General features: G+C 67.1%; 12 protein-coding genes and 1 pseudogene. 4 read left to right on the forward strand and 9 right to left on the reverse strand.

Annotated elements, in window-relative coordinates; all coding sequences use genetic code 11:
• Nucleotides 1-23: 23 nt before the first annotated feature.
• Nucleotides 24-917: a hypothetical protein gene (locus ACRVY7_RS21210; RefSeq protein WP_431818533.1), complete on the forward strand. Its 894-nt coding sequence runs from the start codon at nucleotides 24-26 to the stop codon at nucleotides 915-917.
• Here ACRVY7_RS21210 and ACRVY7_RS21215 read toward each other — a convergent pair.
• Nucleotides 867-2,579 carry a TM0106 family RecB-like putative nuclease gene (locus ACRVY7_RS21215; RefSeq protein WP_431818534.1) on the reverse strand — a complete coding sequence of 571 codons (1,713 nt, stop codon included), beginning with the start codon at nucleotides 2,577-2,579 and terminating at the stop codon, nucleotides 867-869. The two genes, ACRVY7_RS21210 and ACRVY7_RS21215, sit on opposite strands and share 51 nt — an antisense overlap.
• A 132-nt stretch (nucleotides 2,580-2,711) precedes the next feature.
• Between ACRVY7_RS21215 and ACRVY7_RS21220 the strand changes: the two genes are divergently transcribed.
• Nucleotides 2,712-3,404 (forward strand): DUF6474 family protein, encoded by a 693-nt coding sequence (locus tag ACRVY7_RS21220; RefSeq protein WP_431818535.1) that lies wholly within the window; start codon nucleotides 2,712-2,714, stop codon nucleotides 3,402-3,404.
• 121 nt (nucleotides 3,405-3,525) lie between these two features.
• Complete coding sequence (locus tag ACRVY7_RS21225) at nucleotides 3,526-4,197, forward strand: hypothetical protein (RefSeq protein WP_431818536.1); 672 nt, start codon at nucleotides 3,526-3,528, stop codon at nucleotides 4,195-4,197.
• 23 nt (nucleotides 4,198-4,220) lie between these two features.
• On the opposite strand, the gene ACRVY7_RS21230 is transcribed toward ACRVY7_RS21225, so the two are convergent.
• Complete coding sequence (locus ACRVY7_RS21230; RefSeq protein ID WP_431818537.1) at nucleotides 4,221-5,081, reverse strand: alpha/beta fold hydrolase; 861 nt, start codon at nucleotides 5,079-5,081, stop codon at nucleotides 4,221-4,223.
• Nucleotides 5,082-5,216: 135 nt separating this feature from the next.
• Nucleotides 5,217-5,645, reverse strand: coding sequence for a mannosyltransferase YkcB-related protein (locus tag ACRVY7_RS22590; protein WP_488184326.1), 429 nt, complete (start codon nucleotides 5,643-5,645; stop codon nucleotides 5,217-5,219).
• A gap of 36 nt (nucleotides 5,646-5,681) precedes the next feature.
• On the opposite strand from ACRVY7_RS22590, the gene ACRVY7_RS22595 reads away from it, so the two are divergent.
• Nucleotides 5,682-6,587 (forward strand): hypothetical protein, encoded by a 906-nt coding sequence (locus ACRVY7_RS22595; protein WP_488184327.1) that lies wholly within the window; start codon nucleotides 5,682-5,684, stop codon nucleotides 6,585-6,587.
• A gap of 99 nt (nucleotides 6,588-6,686) precedes the next feature.
• On the opposite strand, the pseudogene ACRVY7_RS21240 reads toward ACRVY7_RS22595, so the two are convergent.
• The 6 genes and pseudogenes from ACRVY7_RS21240 to ACRVY7_RS21265 all read right to left on the reverse strand — a co-directional run.
• Nucleotides 6,687-7,382, reverse strand: a pseudogene (locus ACRVY7_RS21240) (ArnT family glycosyltransferase); the annotation flags it as partial.
• 119 nt (nucleotides 7,383-7,501) lie between these two features.
• Nucleotides 7,502-8,305 carry a cyclase family protein gene (locus ACRVY7_RS21245; RefSeq protein WP_431818538.1) on the reverse strand — a complete coding sequence of 268 codons (804 nt, stop codon included), beginning with the start codon at nucleotides 8,303-8,305 and terminating at the stop codon, nucleotides 7,502-7,504.
• Between the two features lie 46 nt (nucleotides 8,306-8,351).
• Entirely contained in the window at nucleotides 8,352-9,563 is a 1,212-nt protein-coding gene (locus ACRVY7_RS21250; RefSeq protein ID WP_431818539.1) for a PQQ-dependent sugar dehydrogenase, read from the reverse strand.
• 77 nt (nucleotides 9,564-9,640) lie between these two features.
• Nucleotides 9,641-11,221: a succinic semialdehyde dehydrogenase gene (locus ACRVY7_RS21255; RefSeq protein ID WP_431818569.1), complete on the reverse strand. Its 1,581-nt coding sequence runs from the start codon at nucleotides 11,219-11,221 to the stop codon at nucleotides 9,641-9,643.
• A gap of 29 nt (nucleotides 11,222-11,250) precedes the next feature.
• Nucleotides 11,251-11,745 (reverse strand): ribonuclease E activity regulator RraA, encoded by a 495-nt coding sequence (gene rraA, locus ACRVY7_RS21260; protein ID WP_331436375.1) that lies wholly within the window; start codon nucleotides 11,743-11,745, stop codon nucleotides 11,251-11,253.
• Between the two features lie 60 nt (nucleotides 11,746-11,805).
• Nucleotides 11,806-12,693 carry an alpha/beta fold hydrolase gene (locus tag ACRVY7_RS21265; protein WP_431818540.1) on the reverse strand — a complete coding sequence of 296 codons (888 nt, stop codon included), beginning with the start codon at nucleotides 12,691-12,693 and terminating at the stop codon, nucleotides 11,806-11,808.
• Nucleotides 12,694-12,695 lie beyond the last annotated feature (2 nt).

Genomic DNA, 12,695 nt, shown 5'->3' on the forward strand with positions numbered 1-12,695 from the left:
CGTGAAACCGACAGGAGCGCAGTATGACGCATCGCGTCAGCAGCAACCGCCGCCCGAGGCGGCCGCGCACCCCTGCGTTGATTCTCGCACTGTCCGCAGCACTTCTCTTGGCCATCGGCAGCGGCATCGGCTGGGCGGACGGACCCGACACCGACTCGGGTTCCCGACACGGCGGCTCCGACCACTCCAGCTCGCACGGCGGCGGAAATCACGGCGGTAATCACGGCAGCGGCAATCAAGGCGGCGGCCACGGCCACCATCACACCCACACGCCGAAACCAACGGCCACAGTCGACCCCACGACCGGCGAGAACTCGACTACCACGAATCCGTCGACGACCGACGGCTCGTCGACAACGCCGTCCATCCCCGGCACCACCACGGACCCGAGCACCACAACCGACGCCGGCGCCCCAACCAACCCCGGCACCACGACGAGCACCAAGACCTCGCCGACCACCGCGACAACCCACGCCGGCTCGGGTGCGGGCCCGGGCGGCAACCCACCGCCCAGCCCACCCGGAGGTTCCGAACCGTCGAATCCCGGTCCCGGCCGCAGCGCGCCCGGACCGGCCGCGCAACCTCCCGCAGCCGCGTTCGCAGTCCCGATGGCCGCTGCGCCCGCGCAGCCCCAGAGTCCCTCGACCGGCGGCGGATCGTCGGCGAACAGCTCGCAGCCGGGCAGCACCTCGAGCACACAGGGTGGTGGTTCGGCGTCGACCAACGGCAGCGGGCCCGCCCCGGCCGCCGCGCAGGCACCACCGGCCGCCGCGCCGGCGACGTCGGGTGGCGTCAGCCTGAGCACCTTCACGGGCTTCATCGCCGATATCGCGCCGGGCGCACTGCTGCTTCTCGGCGCTGTCGCGCTACTCGGAAGCGGTTCGTTCCTCGACGCCCTCCGCTCGACTCGCGCCTGAGCGTCGGAAAGCGAGAAGGTCGTCGGCGAACGGGAGCTCGTCGACGGCCGAACCGTCCATCCACTCTCGTAGGACCTTCGTGGCGAGCACGTCGTCCTCGTTGTATTCGAGCAGCCGGTCGCGCTGACTCAGGTCGACGTCGACGCCGCCGATCCCGACCGCCCGCCGGTACCAGTCCATCGACGCCTCGCCCCCGGCCTCAGCATCGCGCCACCCGAAACCGGCAACGGGTGCAACGCGTTTGAGCCCCTTGCCGTTTGGTGCGACGAAGTTGCGTCCTACCGCCTCGAAGATGTCGACCCACTCGTCGGACGCGATGAACTGCTCGACCTCGTTCGGCGTCGGCACACCCGGCTGATCACCGAACCTCTCGGCAGACGCGCGCAGCCACCTGTTCTCGGCCTGCTGCGAGTAGCAGTACGCGGCGAAGGTCTTGCCTGCAGCGTGGGCGTCGGCGCGCTCGGCCATCAACCACGTCCAGAACTCGGCGAACGCCCGGCCCTCGTCGGCCGTCGGCAGCGGTGTCCAGGTGGCGAATCCGCGATAGACGACGTCCCGATCGGGGTCGGTGTTGTCGGTCAGCAGCGTGCCCCACAGATACGCGCCGTCCTCGCCGAAGCTCTCCATGTCGACGTCGACCTCGACGTCGGCCCGCGCGACAGTCGGCTCCTCGACGCGACGGACAAGCGGAATGTCGGCGAGCCACGCAATCGCGCAGATCACCGCGTCGTCGAAGCTCTGGTTGGCGGGCCAGTCGGCCGGCGGGTCGCCGTCGAAGCGGGCGAGTTGATCGATGGTCGTGACCCCGACTGCGCGCAACGCGTCGCCCTGGTTGCCGTTGGCGACGAGGCTGACATCCCGACGTTCCTCCAGCTCAGGGCCACACCGGCCCCACCACGGGCACCCGCGGCACTCACCGATCCGGCGCGGCGTCGTCGCGATATCCCCCGCCGCGACGCGCTGCCTGCGGTCGAATACCTCGCGATAGTCGGGCAGCGACGTCCCGACCCTGTGCACGACGATGCAGTCGGCGTCGAGTCCGATGACCCCCGCGCGCAACGCGTCTTCTTCGACGTCGGGCGAGAGCCCCTCGTCGAGGAGCATCTGCGTCAGATGTGCCAGTCGTAGCTGGTCGCGGCGGTTGCTTCTGGGTGATCGGAACGGGTCAGGTGCCGGAATCCACCCCCACAGCGGACTGGTGACGAGGGTCGGCACCTCGGCGGCGTGCAGACGCGGGTTCTTCGCCGGATACGTCACGCGATGGTTCACCACGATGATCGGGATGTAGCCCGACGCCGCGTCGTCGGCCTCGCCGACGCGCAGCAGGAGCTCTGAATGCCCTCGTCTGCCGTGTTCACGGTCTGTCGGCAGCGTCGCATTCCAGATCCACCGCGCACCCGACGAGCAGGCCTCTCGGGTGGCAGCAACGCGCTCTGAGTGTGGCCCGTCGTCGACGACAACAAACGTGTTCGACGGTTCGCCGCTGTGGAGTCCGAGGAGAAAGTCGCGGATACGCTCGCGGCGTAGCTGCGCGGACTCCTTGCGACGGGCGGCCTCGGGGGTGTCTGCACGGTCGCGGACGAGGTCGGGATGGCTGAAGTCCAGGGCGACCCGATGCTCGCATCCCGCCAGGTCGCGCGGATGCAACACGGCCGCGGCCACACCCCACCTCGATTCTCACCGGCTCATCAGACATCTGGGCTGTCGATCACACCGCCGGTGCGACGGATGTGATCGGTCTGTATCGAGCCTATGCAATGCTTGTAGCAAACTGGCGCAGGGAAAGGTGCCCGCATGGGATTGTTCTCGTCCGACGGTAAGACTCGTGCTCAACGACGCGCAGAAACCAAGGCACTCAAGGCCAAGGCGAAGCTCGACGCGAAGCTGGCCGCGAAGGACAGGCGCAGGGCGTCCAAGGAACTGCGCAAGTCACGCAAGAAGATCGTCGAGAAGGAACTCAAGGCACAGCGCAAGACCTTGAAGGCCGAGGCAAAGGCGGCCCAGAAGGTGGCCAAGGCCGAGGTGAAAACCGTTGCCGCGAAAGCGAAAGCCACTGCCGACGCCAAGCCGTTCAGCCCCGCGAGCGTCAAGCGGTTCCTCACGGTCACACGCCTCGTCGCGCCCATCGCAGTGCCCGTGATCTACCGCCTCGCCGTCGCCGGCCGCGGCAAGATCACCGAACTCCAGGCCAAGCGCATCGGCGTGTCGCCGGCACAGTTGGTCAAGTACTCGGGCAGCGGCGCGCCCCTACTGGCCCGCATCGAGGCCCTCCGCACGTCACTGCAGAAGGTATCCGCGCAGGACACGTCGTCGGACACCAAGCAGTTCGTCGACGCCATGACCGCTCGCCTCGACAACCTCGCCATCGCCGTCGACGCCGCCGAGCCGATGCCGGCGCAGCAGCGCAAGACCGCGCACAGGGCGGTCGAGAACGAGTTGAGCGCCATCGACGCCGACATCATGGCCCGACTCGGCGTCCGCACGTAGCAACACCGCACGCAACCCTCGCGCGGCGTCGAACATCACCAACGGCTCGAACATCTCCAACTGCTTCGACGCCGCGCTTACGATGAGGACCATCCAGACCGACCCCAGGGGGCGTCCCGACATGACAGACCCGACTTCCGGCGAAACACCGTCCGACGACGCGTCGCGCACACCCGCGGCCGACGAGACGAACGACGCCGCCAAGAAGGCCGCGCCCGCCAAGAAGAGCACTCCTGCGAAGAAGGCGCCTGCAGCCAAGAAGAGCGCGCCGGTCAAAAAGGCGACCACAGCGAAGAAGACCACCGCGGCAAAGAAGAGCGCCCCGGCGAAGGGCGCCGCGACTCCGTCTGCGGCAAAGAACGCAGCAAAGAAGGCACCGCCGACCAAGGCAGCGGAGAAGAAGGCTCCCCCGAAGACAACTCCTCCCGCGGCTGCCGCGGCGGACGAACCGACCTTGTTCGAGGCGGACGCCCAATCGACTCCGGCTTCCGAGCCGACGGGTGTCCAGGAGTCTGCGCCGGCCCCAGCGCCTGCGGCATCAACAGCGCCTACGCCAACCCTCGAGCCGCCGGCCACAGCGCCTGCGGCACCGGCACCGGCACCGGCGACATCCGATCCCGTTGCCGAATCCGACGCCGCGAGAGCGGGTTTCGCGCGTATCAGCTCGGGGCGGACGGAGGTTCCCGCGACGAACCCGGCGATGCCGATCGCGTTCGGGGCGATCAGCGGAGCGCTCGCGGCTCTCGCGATCGCACTGGTGATCGTGCTGCGCTGGCGACGGCACCGCCAGTAGCTTCTCGGTCCGTCAGCAGAGTCTCAGTCCTGCAGGGACTCCACCCGCGCGGTGATCGCGTCGGCGATCGCCTCGGGAGCACGCTGCGGCATCCAGTGGTCGACGCCTGGTAAGACCACGAATTCGTATGGGGCGTCGATGAATTCAGAGCACGCGCGCGCCCCCGCTTTACTCAGGAAGCGATCCTTGTCGCCGTAGAGGTAGGTGGTGGGCACCCGCACCTTGTCTCCTGCCAACGAGTCGATCGACGAGAACCGCATCGCGCGATACCAGTTGATCCCTCCGGTGAGCGCGCCGTAGTCGACGATCTCGCGTGAGAGTCGTTCGGAGAAGCCGGGATACATCTCCAGTCGCCCACCCGCGCCGCCGCCGTGCTTTGCGCCGTACGTAATCAACTTCTCGGGCACCTTGGGCAGTTGGAAGAACCCCATGTACCACGATTTCAGCGCCTGGCCGCGGGGCATCGCACGCAAGAAGCCACCGGTGTGCGGAACGGCCAACGTCGTCAACGTGGCCACCCGATCAGGATGACGGGTTGCGACCGCATACGAGACCGCCGCGCCCCAGTCGTGCCCGACCAGGTGGAAACGTGACGCGTCGAGCGCATCCGCCAACGCGATGACGTCGTCGACGAGTTCGTCAATTCTGTAGTCGCGCACCGCCTGTGGCCGCGCGCCAGGCGAATAGCCACGCTGATCGGGTGCGACGGTGCGCAATCCGCGCTCATTGAGCAGCGGTGTCACGTCCTCCCAACACGACGCCCGTTCCGGAAAGCCGTGCAGCAGTATCACCGGAATGTCCGACGCCGCACCGGGTATCGGACCGGAATCGACGACGTCGAACGTCCATCCGTCTCGGCTGAACTGAGTGATCTTCTCGGTCATGGCTCTCCAGGTGCTCGGTCGGCTTCTGCTCGGCGTGTGTCCGCATCGCCTGACGACATCGGCGACCCACCCTCGCGCTCGGCGCGAAAGGTGGGCCGCCGATGGTGCTTTGACCCTACGTCAACTCGTGGTACGTCACGTCAGCTTGTAGACCGTGGTGCCTCCGACCGTTGTGGCAGTGAAGTTCTGGGCCACCCAGGTGGAGATCGCGGAGTTGCCTCCGGGGCCACCCTGACCACCGCCGATGTAGTACGCGATCTTGCCTTCCTTCACGTACTGCTTGAACTCGTCGAGCGTCGGTGCGGGATCGCCGCTCCACCCGCCGATCGCCATGACGGACTTACCCGTCGCGATCTCGATGTTCGCCGCCGACTGCGAGCCGTTGGTCGCCGCCGCCCAGGTGCTGTCGGTGTTCTGGAGCAGCTTCACCAGTTCGGCATTGGTCGACGACTCGCCACCCGGACCGCCCGTACCCATGCCGCCACCGAACGAGCGCGTGCTCTGGGTTCCGCTGTTGGACGGGGTTCCGCTGTTCGACTGAGTTCCGTTGGGAGGCTGATCCATTCCCGGCTGTCCCGAACCCGACTGCGCGGTGCCGTTCTGCGCTGTGCCATTCTGCGCGCCGCCGTTCTGCGCGGTGCCGTTCTGCGCGCCGCCGTTCTGCGCGCCGCCGTTCTGCGCGGTGCCGTTTTGTGCGCTGCCGCCTCGCGAGCCGCTCGGACCACCCCCGCCCGGTCCGCCCATGCCACCCTGAACGCCGCTCGTCTGTACTGCTGTCGGGATCGACCCGTGGTGTGCCGTCGCGGCCGTGGCGATCGAGAATGCAGCTGTCCCTGCGAATCCCGCGATCGCTCCCGCGATCACGGAAGCCACGAACAGCTTCTTGAGTCCGAGCGCACCTCCCACGAGCACGCCGATCACTGCGAGCACGGCCACAGCGCCGATGATCCACCTACACCAGACCGGACCCCATTCGTTGCGGTTGAGCAAGACGATCGACCACCATGCTGCGAGACTGATCATGGCGCTCAACGCAATTCGGCCGTCCCAGTTGGCGCGACGTCGCCACGCGAATACTCCACCGAGCGCAACCATCGCGGCGACAGCAGGCGCCAGCGCCACCGTGTAGTAGGGATGGATGATGCCGCTCATGTAGCTGAAGATCATCGCGGTGATCAGCAACCAGCCACCCCAGGTGACAACCGCGCCGGCCTCGGTGCGATGAATACCGTTGCGATAGTTGAAGATCGGGAAGCTACGGATCATCAGGTACACGCAGAACGCAATCGCGAAGAGTGCGACGGGAAGCAGCCACGAGATCTCGTTGCCCATCTCCGAGCTGAAGAGTCGACTCAGGCCCGTCGATCCGCCGAAGGAACCTCCTGCGCCGCCGCCACCGCCGCCAGGGCCTCCGCCCGAACCACCGCTGATGCGTCCGACGCCGTTGTAGCCCCAGACGAGATCCATGAACGTGTTGTTCGTCGAGCCGCCGATGTAGGGACGTGAGCTGGCGGGCGTGAGAATCGTCGCCACCACGAACCATCCGGCCGACACCACGAGAGCCACGGCCGCGACGACGAGTTGCCCAATTCGCTTGAGCCAACCGTTGTTTGCGAACAGCAGGTAGGCGAGCCCGAATGCGGGCAGCACCAACAGGCCCTGCAGCATCTTCGTCAGGAAGGCGAAGCCGAGCGCGACACCCACCAGCGCCAGCCACCGGCCGGAGTTCGTCGCGATCGCCCGTGCCAGGCAGTACCCAGCGGCAACCATCAAGAGCACCAGCAGTGCGTCGGGGTTGTTGAAGCGGAACATCAACGCGGCCGCAGGGGTGAAGGCGAGCACCGCGCCCGCGATCAGTCCCGCGGCGGTCCCCTGCCGCGGATCGGTGATCACTCGACGCATCGTCGCGTACATCAGCGCCACCGCCGCGACGCCCATCAGCGCCTGCGGCACCAACACGGCCCAACTGTTCATCCCGAAGATACGCACCGAAAGTCCGGTCACCCACAACGACGCCGGGGGCTTGTCGACGGTGATGAAATTCGACGGGTCGAGTGCTCCGAAGAACCACGCCTTCCAGCTCTGCGAGCCCGCCCACGCGGCCGCCGCGTAGAAGGTGTTGCCGTATCCGCTGGCGGAGAGATTCCACAGGTAGAGCACCGCGGTCGCCACGAGGAGTCCTGCAAGCGCGAACGGACTCCACCACACCGGACGCCCGGCCAATCGGCGACGCCTGGGCGTCGGTGGTGAATCGTCGGCGGGCGGCGATACGTCGCGCCGCTCCAGAAGTGCGGTCATCATTCCTCCAGAATCTCGGTGTGAGGCAGAAGTCTCGGTTCGGGTTCGACTACCAGATTCCGAGACCCCGCTACCGCGACCCTGGACCCTCGCTGGGAGAAGTCTGTGAACGCGCGCGTCCGTCAGTCGACGAGTGCGAGCACCCTCGCCGGACCGCCGGTACCACCAGCGAACCGAGGCGCTCCCACGACGACGCGCGCGCCTGCGGGCGGGATGTCCGTCAGGTTGGCCAGCGCCTCGACGGCGTACCGCCCGGCACCGAGAATCGCGGTGTGCGCACCAACTGCTCCCTTGATGTCGACGCTCAAGGTGTCGGTCCCGAGCGCCGACACTCCCCGTTCGGTCACCAACATCTGCGCCGCAGCGGGATCAAACCCTGGCGCGTCGGATCCGCCCGTCGCAGGTTGCCACCCCGAGTGCAGTGCCACCAACGCACGTGCCGGAATGCGGCCGTGAACTAGTTCGTACTCCTCGACGTCGCGTTCGGTCAGAACCGCGCGTCGATTACCGCGCGCAGTGGCCGCGATGCTGATCACCACCAGCGGCACCACGAGATCGCGTGCCGGTATCGCGTCGACGGTTCGTCCACCTGCGATCTTGTGCGCAGGGGCGTCGACGTGGGTTCCCGAGTGCTCTGCAAACGACATCCACCTGGTGGCGAAGCCCGAGTTGCCGGGCCCTACTCGGGACGTCTGCACGCTGACCACCGGCGGGTTGCCGGGCCACATCGGAAAACCCGCTCCCAGTCGGTGGGTGAGATCCACGACCCGGGTCGCGCCGGGTTGCGCCGAGGCGCGCGCGGGTCGCGACGCAATCCCGACCCCGGCCGCCGCAGCGCCGGCCGCCGCGGTCATCCGCAACGCGGTTCGACGACTGACCCGTCTGGCCTCCTCGTGCGCGTGCCGCACCACGTCGTCGTCACACACGTGTGCCGTCACACATAAGTGCCGTCACCGACAGCGCACACAACACCTAGGCTCCCGGGCGGATTCGTAGGATCTGATCCTTACCGGTGTCGGTGCCGACGAGCAGCGAGCCGTCTCTGTCGACGGCCAGGGCGCGCAGGCGCCCGTACCGATCCGACAGTGCCTCTTCGACGTCGACGACCCGCGTCCCGCTGCCGTCGAGCTTCACCACGACCAACTTCTTGGCCTTCTGGGCGGCGATGACAACCGCCCCGCTCCACTCGCCCCAGCCGCTGCTCGGCAAGAACTGTAATGCGGGCGTCGCAATCGTCGGCGCACCCGATTTCCAGATCGGACCGACCGCACCCGGCACCCGCGCCGGGTCGGTCATCGGCACCGATTCGTCGTAGATCACCGGCGCGCGGTCGGGCCGGTAGCCGTAGTTGGCGCCCGGCCGGATGAGGTTGAGCTCGTCGTCGGCGCTCGTGCCCTGCTCGATCGAGTAGACCCGTCCGCTACCCGGTTGCAGCGCGATGCCCTGCACGTTGCGGTGGCCGAGCGTCGCTATCGGACTTGCGGGGTCGGGGTTACCGGCAGCGGGCCGGCCGGTTGCGGCATTGACGTGTAGGACCTTGCCGCCCAATGACTTTCGACTCTGTGGATACTCGGCCGTCGCATTGTCGCCGGTGCCGATCCACAGTGTCCCGTCCGACGCCGCCGCCAGTCCGCATCCCGCATGCCTGCCGCCCGCGTTCAACGGGATACCCGCCAGCACCGTCCGTTCGCGCTGCATACTCGACCAGTCCTGCGACACCCGCCACGATGCCACCGTGACCTGCTGCCCGGTGTTCGGCCACGGCAGCGGCACGCTTCCGACACCCTGAGGAATCTTGGCGCCCTGCGCGACCGACGATCCGGTGCCGGCCTTCTCGGCCTGACACGAATAGATTCGACGATTCTGCGCGAACCCCGGATCAACCGCGAGACCCATGAGTCCGGCTTCGCGGTGCACCCAGAGCGCGCTCAGGTCCGCCCGGACGGTCTTCGGCGCCTGCCCTGGTCTGATGGCAACGAAACGGCCTGCACGCTCGGTGACGAGGGCCGTACCGTCTGGCGCGGTGACGATATCCCAGGGGTGACTCAGCCCGGTCGCGATCGAACTGACCGCAAGACGCGGCGCGGCCTCCGCTGACGGGGCACCCGCCACGGTTCCCGCGATACCGGCCGCGACCGCACACGAGATCACACCGGTTTTGAGTACGCTGCGCTGCGGCGACATGAGGCCAACCGTAACGGCTCACATGCGTCCGGGGGTCGAGAACCCGACGAATCGCCCTTAGCGGGAGATTCCGACCTTTACCGGCCCGGCAGGAACTTCAGCGATCGCACAGCGAGCGGGGTGACGGCGCGGTAGACACTCTTCGGTACTCCGGGAGCCTTGTCGATGCCGATAAAGCGCTGTTCGGCGATCGTCTGCGGCTCGGTGTACTTGAGCAGCCCTTCTTCGCCGTGCCTGCGGCCGACGCCCGAGATTCCCATGCCGCCCATCGGAGCCGCGGTCGACGCCCACGCTGCCGCGTAGCCCTCGTTGATGTTGACGGTGCCGGCACGCAACTGCTCCGCGATCGCCTGCGCCTCTTCGCTGCTGCCCGCGAAGACGCTCGCGTTGAGACCGTAGTCGGTGTCGTTGGCCAGCTTGATCGCTTCGTCCGTGGAGTCGACCGGATACACCGACACGACCGGACCGAACGTCTCGTTGCGGAAGCAGGTCATCTCGTCGGTCACGCCCGACAGCACCGTCGGCTCGAAGAAGAAGGGGCCGAGATCTGCACGACGCTTGCCGCCCGCGACCACCGTCGCACCCTTCGACACCGCATCGTCGACATGCGCTTCGGCCGTCTCGACCTGCGCGGCCGACGCCAGCGAACCCATGTCGACGTTGAAGTCGTAGTTGGCTCCGAGCTTCATGTTGCGGACAAAGGTGCCGAACTTCTCGGTGAACTCGTCGGCGATCGCCTTGTCGACGTAGAGCCGCTCGATCGAGATACACAACTGGCCGGAGTTCGAATAGCACGCTCGCGCAGCACCTTCGACGGCGTGGTCGATCTTGGCGTTGGCGGTCACGATCATCGGGTTCTTGCCACCGAGCTCTGCGGAGAAGCCGATGAGTCGACGCCCCGCCTGCTCGGCGAGCGATGCTCCGGTCTCCGACGATCCGGTGAACATCACGTAGTCACAGGTCGCCATGATGGCCTGTCCCACAACACTTCCCGGGCCCGGGACCACCGCGAACAGAGCGGGCGGCAGACCTGCCTCGTAGAGCAGCTCGGCCAGCGCCAGCGCACAGTAGGGGGTCTGGCTGTCGGGCTTGATCACCACGCCGTTGCCGGCGAGCAGAGCCGCGACCGCATCCGAAACAGCAAGTGTCAGTGGGTAATTCCACGGGCTGATCACCCCGACGACGCCCTTGGGCTGATACCGCACCCGCACCTTGGTGGCGCCGGGCAGCATGCCCTGCACCTTGCGCTCGGCGAGCATCTTCGGGCCGTGCGTCGCGTAATACCGCGCGGTCAGCGCGACGTCGACAACCTCTTCCTGTGCGTACGAGCGAGCCTTGCCCGTCTCGGCCTGCGCGATATCCATCAACGACGCCGCATTGGTGAACACCAGCTCGGAGAACTTCTTGAGCACCTTCGCGCGCTCCGCGGGTGACTGCTTGGCCCACCCCTGCTGAGCGGCACGCGCCCGCGACACCGCGGTCTCGAGATCCTCGGCGGTGCCGACAGGTATGGTCGCCATTTCGACGCCGCTGAACGCTTCGAGAATCGATCGGGTCGGGCGTGCGGCAGCGTTGTCGATCGCGACCAATGCGCCGAGTCGTTCGAAGTAGTCGGGTGTTGGCTTGGGCATCGGAGCCTCCTGCTGCGTGAAAGTGATCGAGAGAGTGTCGATAGGCCGAGAAAGGGTCAGGGCGCGACGAGGACGATGCCGTCGTCGTCGGAGTACACGGTGTCGCCGGGCGTGAAGGTGACTCCGCCAAGCGTCAGCGGTACGTCACGCTCACCTTCTCCGGTCTTGGTGGATTTGCGGGGGTTGGTGCCGAGCGCCTTCACGCCGATCTCCATCCCGCCGATGGTCTTGGCGTCGCGGATCGCGCCGTTCGCGATGATCCCGACCCAGCCGTTCGACCGGCCCAGCTCCGCGATGATGTCGCCGACCAGCGCCGTGTGCACCGAGGCATCACCGTCGATCACCAGCACTCCGCCGGGATTCGACTCGCCGAGGATCGACTTGAGCAGCGCGTTGTCCTGGAAGCAGCGGACCGTTGTCACCGTTCCGACGAACTCACGGACCCCGCCGTACTGGGTGAACTGGAGATCGCAGCTACGGACATCGGCACCGATCTCGTCGACGAGGTCGGCCGTGGGGGTGAAGGTCAGCTCAGCCATGACGTACAGCATAGGTGTGACGCGCGGTCATGGGTACCTCAGGTTACCGGGCGGTAAGAAACGCGCTGCCGATCAGCGCACCTGATCGATCGCGTCCGCGACGTCGTCGGGAATCTCCAGCACGACGAAATGGCGCGCGGCGACCGGGATGAGCCGACCACCGAGCATCCGCGCATAGCGGGCCTGCTTCCACAGCCAGAAACGCTGCCACGGCTTCGGACCAGAGAGCGCGGCCACCACGATCACCGGAACCGGTGGCATCGGATGATTTTTGCGCATGCGACGCAGCGACGCGTTGATCGCGGGGAAGGCAGCGTTCTCCACCATCGTGGCGAGCAGCATCGGCCAGTTGCCGAAGACCTTCGCGGCCCAGTAGTGCTCGTGATCGTAGAAGCCCTCCGGTGGCCTCGGCAGCACGACGGTCCGCACCCGCGAGAATCCACGCCGCGGAAGCCGAAACCGCTGCGTCACCCTCCTGCCCGTGTCGATCATCCTGTGCGCGTTGTCGATTCGCACACCGAGCGGCACCACCCGCCACGGCAGCAGCACGTAAGAACCGTCGAGCATCACAACGCCCGCAGTGCGCGTGGGATGTACTCGCGCAAACGCCTCGACATACAGCGAGGCAACCGAGTGTCCGACGACGGTCACGGGCTCCGCTATCCGCAGCGCATCCAGGACGCCCGCCATCCACGAGACTTCGAGCGACAGGGTCAGCACGCGGCCACGCGGAAGTTGTTCGGAAAGCCCATATCCCGGGCGGTCGAACCGGACCACCCGCCAACCACGCTCGACGAGTCGTGCGGCGAGATGGTCGAGATCGAACCAGTTGCTTCCCATCGCAGCCATGAGCAACAGTGGCCGACCCGACCCTTCGTCGACGACGTGGATGCGTTGGCCGTCGACGTCGACGATCTGCCCCGGCGGCGGCCGATCGACCTCGCGCAGACCGTCGTCCACCG

The sequence above is a fragment of the Gordonia jacobaea genome, assembly GCF_965344965.1.
GTDB lineage: Bacteria > Actinomycetota > Actinomycetes > Mycobacteriales > Mycobacteriaceae > Gordonia > Gordonia jacobaea.